Below are 16,650 nucleotides of genomic sequence, written 5' to 3'. Positions count from 1 at the left end.
TGTCTGTAAAGATGGTCTGGCTGGGAGCTAACCTAGCAGAACGCAACAGTATTGGTCAATGAAAATCCCTTGACAAAGCACGGCTTGCAGTGTAATTCATTAAAATATCTTTTTTAACTGCCGGGGTGTTTTGGTGGATACTGAGTCACTGAAGACTGCGATTTGCCGCAGCGTTGAGTTGCGCAGAAACGACTTTACCGCAATATCCCATGATCTTTATCTCCACCCGGAGACGGCATTGCAGGAGCAGCGTTCTTCCGAGGTATTATGCCGGTTTCTGGAGCGCGAAGGTTTTCAGGTCAAACGGGGCTTGGCTGAGATGGAAACCGCATTCACGGCTACTTACGGGAATGCCGGGCCCGCCATCGCAATCCTGGCGGAAATGGATGCGCTGCCGGAACTAGGCCATGCCTGTGGCCACAATATAATCGCGGCTGCGGCATTAGGAGCTGCTGCTGTGTTACGCGAGGTGCTGCCGGAAGATGCTGTCCGGTTAACGGTAATGGGAACTCCGGCAGAAGAACAGGGGATCGGGAAGATCGAGCTGATCAAGGCCGGTTTCTTCGACAGTATCGAATTCGCCATGATGGTGCATCCTTCATCGCGGCGCTATGTGACAAAGGCATATCTGGGGCTCGCTCGTCTGCGCTTTGTTTTTCACGGTCGACCGGCACATGCCTCTGCCTATCCTGAAGAAGGGATCAACGCTTTGGATGGGGTAATACAGACCTTCAATGCGATAAATGCCCTCAGGCAGCAAGTTCCGCAAGATGTCAGGATTCACGGCATCATTACCGACGGAGGAGCGGCGCCAAACATCATACCGGCCCGCGCTTCCTGTAGTTTCTATGTGCGGGCCGCCGAGCTGGACCGTGTTCACGCTATGGTGCAGCGGGTGATCGCCTGTGCCCAGGGGGCAGCAACGGCCACCGGCAGCAGGCTTGAGGTTGAGGAAGATCCGAGAATAATGGCGCCGTTCAGGATCAACCAGGCTTATGCCGATCTTTATGCGAAGCAACTGGAACTTCTGGGCTTGGCGGAGGATGTCGTTGCTGTTGATCGTAACTGCGGCTCTTCTGATATCGGTAATGTTTCCCAGATTGTGCCGACCATTCATCCCCACGTACCGATCGGTTCTGGAATAAACATCCACAGCAGCTCTTTTGCCGAGGCTACTGTCTCTTTGCAGGGAGATCAGGCTGTCCTTGAAGGTGCCTGTGCCCTTGCAATGACTGCCGCTGATCTGGTCTGCGACCCGGCATACCGCAGGCGGATTGCAGAAGAGTTCACAAAGAATTGACAAAAAATTTGCTGAAAATACAAATCATGATATTGTTAATGAGACATGCTAATGATTAAACATTTAAACGAAGATGCTGTTCAGCATCTTTACCTGCTTTCTGATTCAACCGGTGAGACGGTTGAGAGGGTTGTCCGTGCCGCTCTTTCCCAGTTTCAGGGAGGGAATTCCCGGCTGCATCGCTTGAGCGGTTTAAGAAGCCGTGCTGATATCGATGATGCCTTGGCAGGGCCTAAGGGAACTCCCGGCCTGATAATTTATACCTTAGTCAACCCTGACCTTGCCGAATACCTGCGCAACGAGGTGGAGCATTACGGGCTGGATGCCATCGACTTGATAAGCCCTTTGCTATATAAGCTTTCCGACCTGCTTGGCAGAGCGCCGCGGGAAGAGCCGGGGCTTTTGCATCAGGTTGATACCGAGTATTTCAAGCGGGTAGAGGCGGTGAATTTTACGGTCAAACAGGATGACGGGCAGGAGCTTCGTCATCTCTATCGCGCCGACATGGTGCTGGTAGGGGTTTCAAGAACGTCCAAGACGCCGCTCTCTATTTATCTTGCGCATAAGGGGTATAAGGTTGCCAATGTGCCACTGGTAAAAGGGATTGAGCCGCCGCGCGAGCTGTTTGAAATCGACCAGAAAAAGGTGGTTGGCCTGCTGATCGATGCCAGGCGACTGGTTGAGTTGCGTTCGGCACGTTTGCGTAATTTGCGGCAGAATCCCAGAGGAAGTTATGCCGATTTTGAAGTTGTTGAGGATGAGCTGGAATGGTGCAGGCGTATTTATCGCAATAATTCGCAGTGGCAGGTTATTGATGTAACCAATAAGTCCGTAGAGGAATCGGCTGCAGAAATTCTGCGGCGGGTGAATGACGGCGTCGCTGCTTGACGATTACTGCGGGTTGCTTTGGCTATGTTTGACAATATCACATTGACGAGAGGTACTAACATGAGAATTTTAGTGGTTGAAGATGAAAAAAAGGTTTCCAGCTTTATAAAGCGCGGCTTGGAAGAGGAAAAGTACGAAGTGGATACCGCTTTTGACGGGGAAGAAGGTCTTAAGATGGCGCTTGACAGGCCCTATGAAGTGGTAATTCTCGACTGGATGCTTCCGAAACAGGACGGTCTTTCCGTTCTCAAGGAACTCCGAGCCCAGAAAAGATCTACTCCTGTTCTCATGCTGACTGCCAAGGATACGGTAGAGGATATCGTTGCTGGACTAGATTCCGGCTCTGACGACTACCTGACAAAACCGTTTGCATTTGCCGAGCTGCTCGCCAGGGTAAGAGCACTGCTCCGCCGCAGTGAAATGGATCGGGGCGCAGAACTCCGGTTTGCGGACCTGAGGATAGATCCGGTGACGCACAAGGTTTGGCGTGGCGACAAAGAGATTGACCTTACTGCCAAAGAATATGCACTTCTCGAATATTTCATGCGCAATCCGAACCAGGTGCTGACCCGTACCATGATTGCCGATCATGTCTGGGACTATACCTTTGACAGCTTTACCAACATTATTGATGTGTATGTGAATTACTTACGGAAGAAAATTGATCGAGAAGCAGACAAAAAGCTGATCCATACAGTGCGGGGGGTCGGTTACATCCTGAAAGAGGAGGATTGATTGCAGCTTCATCGCTCAATCCGCTTCTCTCTGACACTCTGGTACGCGCTCACCCTGGCTGTAATAATGCTGGTGTTCAGCGGTTTTGTCTATCTGACAATCAGGGCAGATATCTACAAGCAGATCGATCGTGAGTTGAATAAAGTCGCTGAAGCCTTGGCCAGCCCTACGATGGAGCCTTTCCGACGATCGGCTCCTTCAGTATTTGACCAGGTGCTGGAGGATTTTTTCGGACCCAAGATAGCCGGAATGTATGTGCAGCTGCTGGAGGCTGACGGCACGGTAGCCACGACCTCAAAAAACCTCAACAATCAGCGGTTTATGTTGTCGCGCAGCACCTATCGGAAGGCTGCTGCAGGCGAGATAGTTCATGAGACCGGGCAGGTAAGCGGGTTGCCTGACATGCGAATCGTTACCATCCCGGTATTCAATGATCAAAAGCTGGTGCGGGTCGTTCAAGTTGGCGCTCCTTTTGGTGACGAGCTCGATACCCTGAACAAACTCCTGGTGATTTTCGGCATTTCCATTCCCCTTGGCATTCTGATGCTGAGCGGCGGGGGGTGGTTTCTCGCGGGTCAGGCCCTGCGGCCAGTTGACCTGTTGACACGCACCGCCCAGAGGATTACAGCAGAAAACCTCAGTCAACGTCTCGAAGTTCTCAATCCCAATGATGAAATCGGTCGCCTGGCCGAGACATTCAATTCGACGCTCGCCCGACTTGAGGCCTCATTTGTAAGAACCAGGCGCTTTTTCGTCGATATCTCCCATGAACTTCGCACCCCTCTGACAATCATTCGCGGTGAGACCGAAGTCGGCCTTAAATGGGCCAAGGAACCTGAAGATTTCAAAGAAATCTTGCAGAGCAATCTCGATGAGGTCAAGCGGATGTCCGACATTGTCGAGTCTCTTCTTGACCTGTCACGCGCCGAGGAAGGCGGAGTTCATCTGGAACTCCAGGAAATAGAGCTTAGCGAGTTCCTGCTAGGGCTGATTCACGACCTGGAGCAGCAGCGTCGTCATAACGAGCAGGAAAGCAGAATTTCTCTCGAAAGTTACGGCACCGCCTGGATTATGGGTGACATGAGGAGGCTCCGCCAAGTCTTTCTTAACATCTTGAATAACGCCCTTTATTTTTCGGCAGAGGACAGCCCCGTCCGGATCGAACTCAAAGTCGAGGCTTCTCGTGCCAGGGTATCTGTGATTGATCGTGGTGTCGGCATACCTGCCGAGGACCTTGAACATGTTTTCGAGCGTTTCTACCGCGTAGACAAGTCCCGCAACAGGCGCGACGGTGGGGCCGGCCTGGGTCTATCACTTGTGAAGTCTCTTACCGAGGCTCACGGCGGCAAAGTATATGTCGAGAGCTCCGTCGGCCTCGGGAGTGTCTTCATTGTAGATCTCCCTGCAATCCCGGCACCTTCTGCCGAAGCTTTCATCCCTTCATAAAATTTCTGACTATTGACAACCGGCTTAGCCATAATTAGATTAATGTCCAATTCAGCTTCCGGAGGTAGATATGTCACGACTATTCTTCGCAATGGTAACTTTGTCCCTTGCAGCTGCCTTGACAGTAGTTTTGCCTGTGCCCAATGCGACGGCAAAATTCACCAATCCTGATTTTGTTGAATTAGCCAAGCGGTTGACGCCATCGGTAGTTAATATCAGCACCGCAAAATCCGTTGCTGCTCAGCGTCGCCTGGGCAGACCTTTCAGCAGCCCCTTTGGTTCCAGCCCGTTCGACGATTTCTTCGACCGGTTTTTTGATGAGGCCCCCCAACGCCAGCAAAAGCAAAGGAGTCTCGGCTCCGGTTTTATAATTAGCAAAGATGGTCTCATTCTGACCAACAACCATGTCGTTGATGGCGCCGATGAAATCAAGGTAAAGCTCAACAATGGCAAGGAATACAAGGCCGAGATCAAGGGGCGTGACCAGAAACTCGACCTTGCATTGATAAAGATCAGCGCGGAAAAAGATCTTCCTTCGGCAGAACTTGGCGAGAGCGACTCTATTGAAATTGGGGAGTGGGTGATGGCGATCGGCAACCCCTTTGGCCTTTCCGAGACCGTCACTGTCGGCATCGTCAGCGCAAAGGGGCGGGTGATCGGCAGTGGTCCGTATGATGACTTCATCCAGACCGACGCCTCAATTAACCCTGGCAACTCGGGTGGACCGCTGTTCAACGCCAGAGGTGAGGTTGTTGGTATCAACACTGCAATTATTGCCGGAGGTCAAGGCATCGGGTTTGCCATACCGGTAAACATGGCTAAAGCAATCCTGCCGCAGCTTAAGGATAAAGGTGCAGTAACACGAGGGTGGCTTGGGGTTCAGACTCAAGGAGTTACTCCGGAAATCGCCAAGTCTTATGGGCTGACCGGAGAAAAGGGGGCCCTGGTTGCCGATATTATCAAGGACACCCCGGCAGAGAAGGCAGGATTGAAGAGTGGCGACATCATTACGGAGTTTGACGGTAAGCCGGTTCGTGATCCGAACGATCTTTCCCGGACTGTGGCAGCTACCCCACCGGGGAAAACGGTTTCGCTGAAACTTTTCCGCGATGGCAGTGAGCAGTCGGTAGCGGTTACTCTGGAGCGCAGAAAGGATGATGGCAGCGATACTGCAGCCTCCGGCGCGGTAGCACAAGACAAGCTCGGGCTTTCAGTACAGGAGCTGACGAGAGATCTTGCCAATTCTCTGAGGCTTAAAGACGCAAAGGGGGTTGTTGTCTCTGATGTCAAGCCTGGAGGCATTGCTGATGAAGCAGGTATAATGCGCGGTGACATTCTGCTGGAGATAAACGATGCAAAAATTCACACTGTTCAGGATTATGAGAAAACTGTCAAACAGCCGTCTAAGGGGGGCTATCTCCGCTTTCGCATCCGGCGCGGTGACACGGCGCTAATAATCGCGATGAAAATCGATCAGTAAATCCCGTCAGGCAAGGCTGCCACTGTTGGCGGCCTTGCCTGACACCTCAATCTGGCAATCCCAAAAATGCCATAAGTTTTGCAAGGGATGAGTTTATCACCTGCGCCTCTGCAATCCCTGCCTTCAGAATTACTTCAAGTGCTGAGCCGAACTCTCCGACATTCTGGGAGATATGGGCGTCACTGCCTACTACTACCGGTGTGTTGAACCGTTTGATCTCCTGGGCAAGCTTTTCACAATTAGGCCGGCTACCGCATCTGCTGATATTGAAGGATGAGTTGTTTATCTCCAGTGCTGTCCCGGTTATTGCCGCTTCACGGGCTATGATCTCGTAGTCGACCGGGAACGCCGGGTTACCCGGGTGCGAAATAGCTTGAATAGCTGGGTTGCGCATAGCATTTACCAGTGCCTTGGTATTCAGGGCTGTCCCTTGAGAGTCGAAACCACAAAATTCGTGAAAACCTGCCATTACGAACTCTAGCCTGCCAAGATAATCCTCTGGTAGATCGACCCGACCGTCAATGTTGACAATATTTGCTTCGCAGCCGACAAATACCCTGACTCCTCGGATCTCAGGCGGGATAAACCTCATCGCACCAAAGTGGTAGATATGAGGTCCACCAGGCATGGCTGGCCCATGATCGGTTATGGCAAATGCCTGCAGGCCTTTTTCTGCTGCGGATGCTGCCAGCTCATTGACTGTAGAGTAGGCATGCCCCGATGATATGGTATGTGTATGCATATCAGCGATTATTTTCATGAGAGAACTATTTCACATTACTGTGCATAATGTCAAGGAAGGCAGCTCTGCTTGCGATCGCGTCACCTGGGGTTACAATATTTAGAACTGATATGAACCACAGGATGTCTGAACAAAATGCTATGGAGGTAGAAGATGCATGTTAACGTAGTATCTGGTGACCCGTTGGATTTTGCGACTCCGGCACTGATTGTCGGCTGCTTTGAGGATGGCCTTGGAGATGACCTAAGTCTCATGCTGGATAAAGCGCTGCACGGATTGCTTACCTCTCTCCGTCAACAGCAAGAGTTCACCGGGAAGCTGAATTCTGTGAAGGAATTGCATTCCTTGGGGCAGCTAGCTGCTGAACGAGTGCTGCTGGTGGGATTGGGCAAGAAAAAGGAGCTGACGGATGAGAGGCTCAGGCAAGCGGCAGGAACCGCTTCCAGGGCATTAAAGGTTCTGGGTGTGCCGAGTTGTGCAACCGTCTTGCATCAAAGCTCTAACGGCAATCGATCAGCGGTAGCGGCAACTGTCGAAGGGGCGATTCTGGGGGCATATTCCTTTGATAGCTATCGTACAACACCTCGTGAACGACCGGATCTTTCTGAATTGCAGTTGCTCGTTAGCTCAAAGAAAGAACTGAAAGACATTCGTCATGTTGTAACAGAAAGCTGTGCCGTCAGCGAGGCCGTTTGCCTAGCGCGTGATCTGGTGTCGCAGCCCGGGAATCACGCAATCCCGGATTACTTGGCTAAACAGGCAATCGCGATATCTGCCAGGTATGGCTTGCATTGCCATGTTCTTGATAGTGAAGAGATTGAGCACCTTGGGATGAACGGCCTGCTGTTTGTCGGTAAAGGGTCGGTAAATCCCCCTCGTTTCATAATTATGGAGTACAACGGCGGGGCCAAGGCTCAACGACCGATTGTCATCGTCGGCAAAGGCATTACCTTTGATTCGGGCGGGATCTCCCTGAAGCCTCGCGAGGGGATGGAGCGTATGAAGGATGACATGGCTGGTGCCGCAGCAGTTATTGCGACTCTGCAGGCAGTTGCCGCCTTGAAGCTTCCGGTGAATTTGGTGGGGCTGGTGCCTGCGGCGGAAAACATGCCGGATGGTCGGTCATACAAGCCGGGAGATGTAGTTAAGACCATGTCAGGCAAGACGGTGGAAATAAACAATACCGATGCCGAAGGGAGAATGGTCCTTTGTGATGCCCTTCATTATGCGCAGAAATACAGGCCGGCAGGACTTATCGACCTTGCAACTCTTACTGGCGCTTGCTTGGTTGCCCTTGGGACAGAGGCTTCCGGAATGATGGGCAATGATTCCGGGTTGAAAAAAGCGCTGGCCAAGGCTGGGGAAACAACTGGTGAACGCCTCTGGGAACTGCCTCTCTGGGATGAATATGGCGAAGCAATGAAGAGCGACATTGCGGATATGAAAAACGCCGGAGGCCCCTATGCCGGGACAGTAACCGCTGCCTGGTTTCTGAGTCAGTATGTGGGGAAGTCGAAATGGGTGCACTTGGATATTGCCGGTACGGCGTGGGAGGAGAAAGGGAAGCATTATCTGCCAAAAGGGGCTACCGGCGTTGGGGTAAGGTTGTTGGTGGACTATCTGCGAGGGATTGCCGGGTAGACCGGATCAGTCACTTGGCATAAAAAAAGGGTGTGTCAGTTATTGACACACCCTTTTGTCTCTAAGAGACGGAATTACTTAGCTACGGTTTCTGCCAGTTTGGTTGCGATCTCTTTGTAAGGGTTCGCGTAGAGGATGATCAGACAGACAACCAATGCGTAGATTGCGAGTGACTCGATCATGGCGAGACCGATCATCATGGTGGTGAGGATCTTGCCGGAAGCGCCGGGGTTACGGGAAACGCCTTCTACTGCGCGGCTAACAGCCATACCCTGGCCGATGCCTGTTCCTACTGTTCCGAGTGCCATACCGATACCGGCGGCCAGAACGCACATGGTGAAAAAGCTCATTTGTACTACCTCCTCTAGGGTTTTTTTATCCTAAATTGTATAGGATGCGAAAAATATTAGTGAGCGTGCTCAAGTGATCCTTGAATATAGATCATTGCCAGCAGCATGAATACGAATGCCTGGATGAAAGAGACCAGAACGCCCATCAGCATCATCGGCATCGGTACGATGAACGGTGCCAGTCCGAAGAAAATCATCAGAACGAGCTCGTGGCCGTTCATGTTGCCGAACAGACGTAGCGTCAGTGATACGACTCTGGAGAGGTGCCCGATAACTTCGATGAAGAACATCATCGGTGCAAGCCAGATAATCGGCCCCATGAAATGCTTCACATAGGCGGCCCCATGGTGCTTGATCCCCACTACATGGGTCATTACAAAAACAATAACTGCACAGGCGGCAGTGGTGTTGATGTTGGCCGTTGGCGGGAAAAACCCGGGGACCAGGCCGATCAGGTTTGAAACCAGAATGAATATGGCCAAGGTAGCGATCAGAGGAAAGAAGGGCTTGCCGTGCTCCCCCATGGTTTCAATAAGCATGTTCTCGATGCCGCCGACAACCACTTCCATGAAGTTCTGAAGCCCACTGGGAACGCTCTTGATGTTGCTTGTTGCGAGTTTGGATACTATCAGAAGAAGTATCATGATCAGCCAGGTATAGGCGATCGCGTCTGCAGAGCCGGCAGAAATGTGCAGCGGTGCCAGAAGTTCTCTGAAAAATTGCAGGAATAGTAAAGGGTGAACCATGAAATTAACCTCCCAAGTGGAGTAGTCTGTATATTGTCATTAACACGATACCTATAACCAGTACCGAAAGTCCGACCAGCAGGCCGGGGATGCTTATCTGCGCCTTCACGATCAGCGCCCAGAGGATGAATCCTAGAGCGGAAAGGCGAAGAATATATCGTACGTTTGCCGATCTTGTTGCCTGACCTGCAGGCATTTGCAATATCTTCTGCAGTGCAACCCGTAACCAGAAAAAATTCAGTAGGGCAAGGCATCCGCCGGTTGCAATCCCTATGGCGAATCTGCCGGAACCCATCAACCAGCCCGTGATCGACATTATCACCACGAGACAGGCGCAGCCGATCACCAGCACGGTTATCAGGTTGTCGTCATTTATCCGTGCCGTTCCCATTTCTATGAATCTCCCTGCTGGTTATTATATAAATGTTGCGGAAACCAGCAGCGATCCCGAAAAAAAGAAAGATGTAAAAGAACCAAGGAGCTGTTCCCAGCCACTCATCAAGTTTAAGCCCGCACCAGACCCCGATCGCTATTGCTACAACGACTGAGATCCCCATGCTTGAGACCAGCCCGAGTGCCCGGAAGAGGTCTTTTTTTTCACTAGTCATGTTAATCTTGGCCTAAAGCAAAAACAAGGCTGTTTAGCATAATGCGGCAGGCCTGTCAATAGTTTCTGTCTGGTTATTGCCACTTCGGGGCTACAGAGCCTTGAAGCTTTTTGCCGCAGCTGCGATGGTCCGGTCGAGATCGTCCTGTGAGTGGGCGATGGAGACAAAGGCGGTCTCGAATTGTGATGGCGCCAGGTAGACGCCTTCTTCGAGCATCAGGCGGAAATACTTGGCAAAGGCTGTTGTATCGCATTGTGCAGCGCTGTCCCAGTCCTGTACCTCGCCTTTTGTAAAGAAAGCGCAGAACATGCTGCCGACGCGTGTCGAGTAGATCGGGAATCCTGCATCCTTGGCTGCTTTGGCAATCCCGCCTGCCACGTAAGCGCTCTTTTCCTCAAGTTCCTGGTAAAAGCCGGGGCGCTGGAGTAGTTTTAGCGTTTCGATGCCGGCAGTCATTGCCAGCGGGTTGCCGGATAAGGTGCCGGCCTGGTAAACTCCGCCAGAAGGGGAAAGAAGGGACATTATCTCCTTCTTGCCACCAAAAGCCCCTACCGGCAGACCACCGCCGATAATTTTGCCGAGAGTGGTCATGTCGGGAGTAACTCCGTATACCTCTTGAGCCCCACCATAGGCGACCCTGAAGCCGCTCATTACCTCGTCGAAGATAAGAACTATCCCTTCGTTGGTGCAGAGCTGGCGCAGCCCTTCAAGAAAACCCTCGCGCGGAGGTACGGTTCCCATGTTGCCGGCGATCGGCTCAACAATGATGCAGGCGATCTGATCTTTGTTTTCAGAAACCAGTTTGCGGACAGAGTCGAGATCGTTGAAGCGGGCGGTCAGGGTGTGCTTGGCAAAGTCAGTCGGCACACCGGGAGAGTCGGGAACTCCAAAAGTTGCGGCACCGGAGCCGGCTTTGACCAGAAGAGCATCGGAGTGCCCGTGGTAGCATCCGGAAAACTTCAGGATCTTGTCACGGTTTGTGTAGCCTCTGGCCAGGCGGATTGCGCTCATTGTCGCTTCGGTGCCGGAGCTTACCATGCGGACCATTTCAACAGAAGGTACGGCCTTTATCACCATTTCAGCAAGCGTGACCTCAAGTTCGGTTGGCGCCCCGAAGCTGCAGCCTCTTTCCATGGCAGTTTTGACAGCTGCAATGACCTGGGGATGGCAATGGCCGAGAATCATAGGCCCCCATGAGCCAACATAATCTATAAAAGAGTTGCCGTCTTCGTCGGTAATGTTACAGCCAGAAGCGGTCTTGATGAAGAGTGGCTCTGAGCCGACAGACCTGAATGCCCGGACCGGACTGTTGACGCCGCCCGGAATGACTGCCTGGGCCTGTTTAAAAAGTTGAGCAGAACGGCTGTTTTGCATTTGCGTACCTCGCATATGAGATTTCCACAGGTAAATCGAGATGTTGTTAACATATATGGAAGATTGGTGTCAAGGTGTTAAGTTGACAGGTTTTAACCGGTCGCAAGACGAGCTGTTTATGCGGGAAAAGAAAGGTTGGAGAAGATAGATAATTAGAGTTTTTTTTTCTTGACACCAGTTGAGAAATGAAATAAGTTCCCGTTCGGTCAAGTGTATACAGTATGCTTTTACGCTTGGCGCTGATCTTTAAATTCCATTGATAAATTACATAGTTTTAAGAACATCCTGATAGTTTCGTCACTGACGGGATAAGTCAGGATTATACCAGAGTGGAGGAAGCTGCATATGTTAGGTGCATACCTGCCTATTATCCTGCTGGTCATTATCGCGGCAGTCTTTGGTTTTGCTTCGCTGTGCCTGTCGTCGCTGATAGGCCAGAAGAAATCCTCAGCTGTCAAACTGGCTCCTTATGAGTGTGGTTGCGAGCCGGTCGGAACCGCACGAGAGCGTTTCTCGGTAAAGTTCTATATTATCGCAATGCTGTTCATCTTGTTTGATATTGAAGCGGTGTTTTTATATCCCTGGGCAATTGTATATAAGAAGTTGGGGATGTTTGGCGTGATGGAGATGGCGGTGTTTATCGTTATTCTCTTTGTCGGCTACATATATGTCTGGAAAAAAGGAGCACTGGAATGGGAGTAGATCAGCCGTTGGGAGACAACTTCATTACAACGTCCCTGGATGGCCTCGTCAACTGGGCGAGGAAGTCCTCCATCTGGCCGATGACCTTCGGCCTTGCCTGCTGCGCCATTGAGATGATGGCAACCGGTGCGTCCCATAATGACCTCGACCGTTTCGGAATTATCTTTCGCGCGTCGCCCCGCCAGTCTGACTGTATTATCATTGCGGGAACGGTAACGAAAAAGATGCTGCCGGTAATTCAGACTGTTTATGAGCAGATGCCTGAACCAAAATGGGTGGTTGCAATGGGTGCCTGTGCCTGCTCCGGCGGAGTTTTCGATACATACAGTGTTGTGCAGGGGATTGATAAGGCACTTCCGGTTGATGTTTATATTCCGGGTTGTCCGCCTCGGCCGGAAGCACTTCTTTACGGATTGATGAAGCTCCAGGACAAGATCATGAAGGAGAAGAACTCTTTCGGCTCGACAATCGGTCTCGGTGAGCGTATTGAGTCGGCGGCGTAGCCAACTTTCTAATTAAGGGGAACGAACGGTTATGGCTGAAAATAATCGCGCAGTAATAAAGCTGAAAGAAAAGTTTGCTGGTTCCGTCCTTGATGTCAAGGAATTCCGCGGCGAGGTCACAGTTACCGTAACGCGTGAGAGTATCCTGGAGGTCTGCAGTTTCCTCAAGGATTCGCTCCGGTACAACCTCTGCACAGATGTTACTGCTGTCGATTATCTGGGCAAGCAGGATACAAGGTTCATGGCGGTGTACAACCTCTACTCGATCCCCAATAAGGATCGTCTGCGGGTCAAGGCGCCGGTTCCTGAAAATGATTGCACCATAGATTCAGTATCCGGAATCTGGAAATCTGCGATCTTCCTTGAGCGTGAAGTGTATGACCTGATGGGTATCACCTTCACAAACCATCCAGATCTTCGAAGAATCCTGATGACAGATGACTGGGTAGGTCACCCGCTCCGTAAGGACTATCCATTGCAGGGGCCTGACCGCGAGCCTTATAAAGGCAGGCTTTCGTAAGGACTGATTTCTTCTGAAGTAGATAGTTAATCAAGCTATTTAGATAGATACAGAGGCGAGCAATGGCTAATAAAGAGGTAATGACAGTAAACATGGGACCGCAGCACCCGAGTACTCACGGGGTTTTGCGGCTTGTCATCGAACTGGACGGCGAGATCATTCAAAAGATTACACCTCATATCGGCTATCTGCACCGTGGGGTGGAGAAGCTTTCGGAGCATAGGACCTATCATCAGACGATCCCTCTTACTGACCGTCTCGATTACCTTGCCCCAATGAGCAATAACCTCGGTTATGTGCTGGCGGTTGAGAAGCTCCTCGGAATAGAGATTCCCGAGCGCGCCCAGACCATTCGGGTCATCATGGCCGAATTGACGCGTCTCAAATCTCACTTGGTGTGGATTGCATGTCATGCCCTCGACATTGGCGCCATGACCGTCTTCATCTACGCCTTCCGTGAGCGCGAGATGATCATGAGTCTGTATGAGAAGATTTCCGGCGCAAGGATGACCAGTAACTATTTCAGGGTGGGCGGCCTTTCATCCGACGTCTATGACGGCTTTGAGAAGGATGTTCGCGAAATATTAGATACCTTCCCCGGGCATTTCGATACCTATGAGGGGCTGTTGACCAAGAACACGATCTGGACCAACCGTACTATTGGCAACGGGGTTATTTCGGCCGAAGATGCCATCGATTACGGTATCACCGGACCTGCGCTTCGCGGCTCAGGCGTGGATTGGGATCTCCGTCGCGACAATCCGTACAGCGGCTACGAGAAGTACAAGTTTACTGTTCCGGTCGGTGAAAAATGCGACACCTTTGATCGCTACAAGGTGCGTCTGATTGAGATGCGAGAGTCAGTCAAGATTGTCAGGCAGGCGCTTGATTCTCTCAAGCCCGGACCGGTATTGGCAGATGATCCGCAGGTTTGCTATCCGCCCAAGGAAAATGTCTACAACACCATTGAGGGTCTTATTCATCACTTCAAGATCGCCAGCGAAGGTTTCCCGGTTCCGGAAGGCGAAGTTTATCAGGGTGTAGAGGCGCCGAAAGGTGAGCTTGGCTATTATATCGTGAGTGATGGCGGTACCAAGCCATATCGCATGAGGATTCGCCCACCGTCATTCTGCAACCTCGGAGCTATCGAGAAGATGGCCAAGGGTGCGATGATCGCTGACCTTGTTGCGGTAATTGGAACGCTTGATATCGTGCTCGGTGAAATCGACCGGTAACGTCAACTTTAAGGAGATGGAGTAATGAGCAATGCTCCTGCCGAAGTAACGGAAACAACAGAAGCACCTGCCGAAGAGATAGATCTCGGACCGGCTAATGCTGTCATTGACAAGTATCTGACTCTCCACGGGAACCTGATGCCTGTGCTTCAGGGGATCCAGGACGAGTATGGGTATGTGCCACGGCCGACTATCGATCTTGTTGCAGAGAGGCTCAATGTTTATCCAAGCCAGATATTCGGTGTTCTCACGTTTTACGCACAGTTTCACCTCAAGCCGCGCGGCCGTTATATAATCAGGGTTTGTGTAGGAACGGCATGTCATGTTCAGGGAGCGCCTCGCATTGTAGAGACCTTTTTCGACAAGCTCGGGATTGGTCATGCGGAAACGACCCCTGATCTTCGTTACACCTTTGAGAAGGTTGCCTGTCTGGGCGCGTGTGGTATGGCCCCACTGGCAATGGTTAATGACTCGACTTACGGTTCGATGACAGTCCAGAAGGTTGATGAAATCATCGCGGACTACAATCAGAGACCAATGAAAAAGTAAGTAGCTCGATACTATTCGGTAAGGGACAATTCAGTCATGAGCGAAAACGCTGCGATAAAAATTCTGATTTGCCAGGGTACTGGTGGCGTCTCAATGGGGGCCAAGGAAGTTGAGGCCGAGTTCACCCGGGTGATAGCCGAAAAGGGTGTTGATGCCATTGTCGGCAAGCGGTGTGATGTAATAAAAACCGGCTGTCGTGGCCTCTGCGCCAATGATGTGCTTGTAGATATTATCACCGAAGAGCAGGGGCGGGTAACATACGATTTTGTCAAGCCGGAAGAGGTCGAAAATATTGTTAACGAGCACATAGTTAACAAAACGACCCTTGAAAAGCGTAAGGCCAAACCGTACTACAACACCTTCGTCGATCAGCAGATGCGAATCGTAATGACCGGCTGCGGACAGATAAATCCGGAAAGCCTTGATGCTTACCTTGAAGAAGACGGTTTCAAAGCTATAGAGAAGTGCGTCAAGGAGATGAATCCGGCTTCGGTTACTGATGAAGTAAAGAAATCGGGACTCAGAGGGCGTGGAGGCGGGGGGTTCCCCACCGGGATGAAATGGTCCTTCTGCGCGGCTTCTCCCGGTAAACTCAAATATATAATTTGCAACGCTGACGAAGGTGATCCGGGCGCATTCATGGACCGCTCAATTCTTGAGGGGGACCCATACTGCATCATCGAAGGGATGATGATCGCCGGTTATGCAATCGGAGCCGTTGCCGGTTATGTGTATGTAAGGGCTGAATACCCGCTGGCCATTGAGCGTTTGCAGATGGCAATAGATGTCTGCTACGAGAAGAATTACCTCGGCAAGAACGTCATGGGTCTTGGCTTTGATTTTGATCTGAGGATCAAGAAGGGTGCCGGCGCCTTTGTCTGCGGTGAAGAAACAGCGCTGATGGCTTCCATAGAAGGCGAACGCGGGATGCCGCGGCCACGACCACCATTTCCAGCGGTCAAAGGTCTTTGGGCAAAGCCGACTAATATCAACAACGTAGAAACATTTGCCAACGTAAGGCATATCATTCTCAGGGGTGCCGAATGGTACGCCTCTTTAGGGACTGAAACCACAAAAGGGACCAAGATCTTCGCAGTAACCGGCAAAGTAAAGCATACCGGCCTTGTTGAAGTACCTGCCGGGATGACGGTCCGTGATGTTATCTACAATGTTTGCGGCGGAATCGCCAATAACAGGAAATTCAAGGCGGTACAGGCTGGTGGTCCTTCCGGCGGCTGTATCCCTGCCGAGATCCTTGATACTCCGGTTGACTATGACTCATTGATCAAGGCCGGAGCAATGATGGGCTCCGGCGGTCTCGTTGTTATGGATGAGACCACGTGTATGGTCGACGTGGCCAGATTCTTCCTTAACTTCACGCGTGATGAGTCTTGCGGAAAGTGTGTGCCGTGCCGTATTGGTCTGAAGGCGATGCTCGATATTCTTGAAAAGATCACCGAAGGTCGTGGCGAGCCGTCAGACATCGAAACCCTTCTGGAGATGGGAACCACCATTAAGAAGGCTTCGCTCTGCGGCCTTGGACAGACAGCGCCAAACCCGATTCTGTCCACCATTAAATACTTCCGCGATGAGTATGAAGCCCATATTAATGCCAAACGTTGTCCGTCAAACTGCTGTAAGGAGCTGCTCCTGTGGCAGGTTGTAGCAGAGAAATGCGTGAAATGCGGTGCCTGTCTTAAGGCATGTCCGGTTGACGCAATTGTCTGGGAGAAAGGGCAGATTGCGTTCCTCGACAAGGAAAAATGCACTAAGTGCAAGTCGTGCTACGATGCCTGCCGTTTCATGGCCATAGAATAGCAGCGAGCTGTAA

At 51.3% G+C, this 16,650-nt stretch carries 18 protein-coding genes; 12 read left to right on the top strand and 6 right to left on the bottom strand.

Features of this window, described 5'->3' with window-relative positions:
- The first annotated feature begins 133 nt into the window (after positions 1-133).
- The 5 genes from KI809_RS11050 to KI809_RS11030 all read left to right on the top strand — a co-directional run bounded on the left by KI809_RS11050 (position 134) and on the right by KI809_RS11030 (position 5,849).
- Positions 134-1,300, top strand: coding sequence for a M20 family metallopeptidase (locus KI809_RS11050; protein ID WP_214171622.1), 1,167 nt, complete (start codon positions 134-136; stop codon positions 1,298-1,300).
- Between the two features lie 51 nt (positions 1,301-1,351).
- Positions 1,352-2,188: a pyruvate, water dikinase regulatory protein gene (locus KI809_RS11045; protein ID WP_214171621.1), complete on the top strand. Its 837-nt coding sequence runs from the start codon at positions 1,352-1,354 to the stop codon at positions 2,186-2,188.
- Positions 2,189-2,248: 60 nt separating this feature from the next.
- Entirely contained in the window at positions 2,249-2,923 is a 675-nt protein-coding gene (locus KI809_RS11040; RefSeq protein ID WP_214171620.1) for a response regulator transcription factor, read from the top strand.
- Positions 2,924-4,369 carry a sensor histidine kinase gene (locus KI809_RS11035; RefSeq protein ID WP_246559360.1) on the top strand — a complete coding sequence of 482 codons (1,446 nt, stop codon included), beginning with the start codon at positions 2,924-2,926 and terminating at the stop codon, positions 4,367-4,369.
- A gap of 70 nt (positions 4,370-4,439) precedes the next feature.
- Entirely contained in the window at positions 4,440-5,849 is a 1,410-nt protein-coding gene (locus KI809_RS11030) for a DegQ family serine endoprotease (RefSeq protein WP_246559359.1), read from the top strand.
- A gap of 46 nt (positions 5,850-5,895) precedes the next feature.
- On the opposite strand, the gene KI809_RS11025 is transcribed toward KI809_RS11030, so the two are convergent.
- Positions 5,896-6,609 (bottom strand): phosphatase, encoded by a 714-nt coding sequence (locus tag KI809_RS11025; RefSeq protein ID WP_214171619.1) that lies wholly within the window; start codon positions 6,607-6,609, stop codon positions 5,896-5,898.
- Positions 6,610-6,744: 135 nt separating this feature from the next.
- On the opposite strand from KI809_RS11025, the gene KI809_RS11020 reads away from it, so the two are divergent.
- Positions 6,745-8,232, top strand: coding sequence for a leucyl aminopeptidase (locus KI809_RS11020; RefSeq protein WP_214171618.1), 1,488 nt, complete (start codon positions 6,745-6,747; stop codon positions 8,230-8,232).
- Positions 8,233-8,306: 74 nt separating this feature from the next.
- On the opposite strand, the gene atpE is transcribed toward KI809_RS11020, so the two are convergent.
- The 5 genes from atpE to hemL all read right to left on the bottom strand — a co-directional run bounded on the left by atpE (position 8,307) and on the right by hemL (position 11,310).
- Positions 8,307-8,582: an ATP synthase F0 subunit C gene (gene atpE, locus KI809_RS11015; protein ID WP_214171617.1), complete on the bottom strand. Its 276-nt coding sequence runs from the start codon at positions 8,580-8,582 to the stop codon at positions 8,307-8,309.
- A 56-nt stretch (positions 8,583-8,638) separates the two neighbouring features.
- A complete protein-coding gene (gene atpB, locus KI809_RS11010) occupies positions 8,639-9,328 on the bottom strand; it encodes a F0F1 ATP synthase subunit A (protein WP_214171616.1) in 690 nt (229 codons plus the stop codon).
- Positions 9,329-9,332: 4 nt separating this feature from the next.
- Complete coding sequence (locus KI809_RS11005) at positions 9,333-9,719, bottom strand: ATP synthase subunit I (RefSeq protein ID WP_214171615.1); 387 nt, start codon at positions 9,717-9,719, stop codon at positions 9,333-9,335.
- A complete protein-coding gene (locus KI809_RS11000) occupies positions 9,697-9,936 on the bottom strand; it encodes an AtpZ/AtpI family protein (RefSeq protein ID WP_214171614.1) in 240 nt (79 codons plus the stop codon). The genes KI809_RS11005 and KI809_RS11000 overlap by 23 nt, the downstream gene beginning before the upstream one ends.
- A 90-nt stretch (positions 9,937-10,026) precedes the next feature.
- Entirely contained in the window at positions 10,027-11,310 is a 1,284-nt protein-coding gene (hemL, locus tag KI809_RS10995; RefSeq protein ID WP_214171613.1) for a glutamate-1-semialdehyde 2,1-aminomutase, read from the bottom strand.
- A 345-nt stretch (positions 11,311-11,655) separates the two neighbouring features.
- Here hemL and KI809_RS10990 point away from each other — a divergent pair, with 345 nt between their 5' ends.
- The 6 genes from KI809_RS10990 to nuoF all read left to right on the top strand — a co-directional run bounded on the left by KI809_RS10990 (position 11,656) and on the right by nuoF (position 16,637).
- Positions 11,656-12,012, top strand: coding sequence for an NADH-quinone oxidoreductase subunit A (locus tag KI809_RS10990; protein ID WP_214171612.1), 357 nt, complete (start codon positions 11,656-11,658; stop codon positions 12,010-12,012).
- Positions 12,003-12,515, top strand: coding sequence for a NuoB/complex I 20 kDa subunit family protein (locus KI809_RS10985; protein WP_214171611.1), 513 nt, complete (start codon positions 12,003-12,005; stop codon positions 12,513-12,515). The genes KI809_RS10990 and KI809_RS10985 overlap by 10 nt, the downstream gene beginning before the upstream one ends.
- Positions 12,516-12,546: 31 nt before the next feature.
- The gene (locus KI809_RS10980; protein ID WP_214171610.1) at positions 12,547-13,035 is read left to right on the top strand and encodes an NADH-quinone oxidoreductase subunit C; all 489 of its coding nucleotides are present in this window, start codon (positions 12,547-12,549) and stop codon (positions 13,033-13,035) included.
- 62 nt (positions 13,036-13,097) lie between these two features.
- Entirely contained in the window at positions 13,098-14,270 is a 1,173-nt protein-coding gene (gene nuoD, locus KI809_RS10975; RefSeq protein ID WP_214171609.1) for an NADH dehydrogenase (quinone) subunit D, read from the top strand.
- Between the two features lie 24 nt (positions 14,271-14,294).
- Positions 14,295-14,819, top strand: coding sequence for an NADH-quinone oxidoreductase subunit NuoE family protein (locus KI809_RS10970; protein WP_214171608.1), 525 nt, complete (start codon positions 14,295-14,297; stop codon positions 14,817-14,819).
- Between the two features lie 36 nt (positions 14,820-14,855).
- Entirely contained in the window at positions 14,856-16,637 is a 1,782-nt protein-coding gene (gene nuoF / locus KI809_RS10965; protein ID WP_214171607.1) for an NADH-quinone oxidoreductase subunit NuoF, read from the top strand.
- The last annotated feature ends 13 nt before the right edge of the window (positions 16,638-16,650 follow it).

The sequence above is a fragment of the Geoanaerobacter pelophilus genome (genome assembly GCF_018476885.1).
GTDB classification, from domain to species: Bacteria; Desulfobacterota; Desulfuromonadia; order Geobacterales; family DSM-12255; genus Geoanaerobacter; species Geoanaerobacter pelophilus.
The sequence above is the reverse complement of the archived record's forward strand: the minus strand, read 5'-3'. Positions and strand labels throughout refer to the sequence as shown.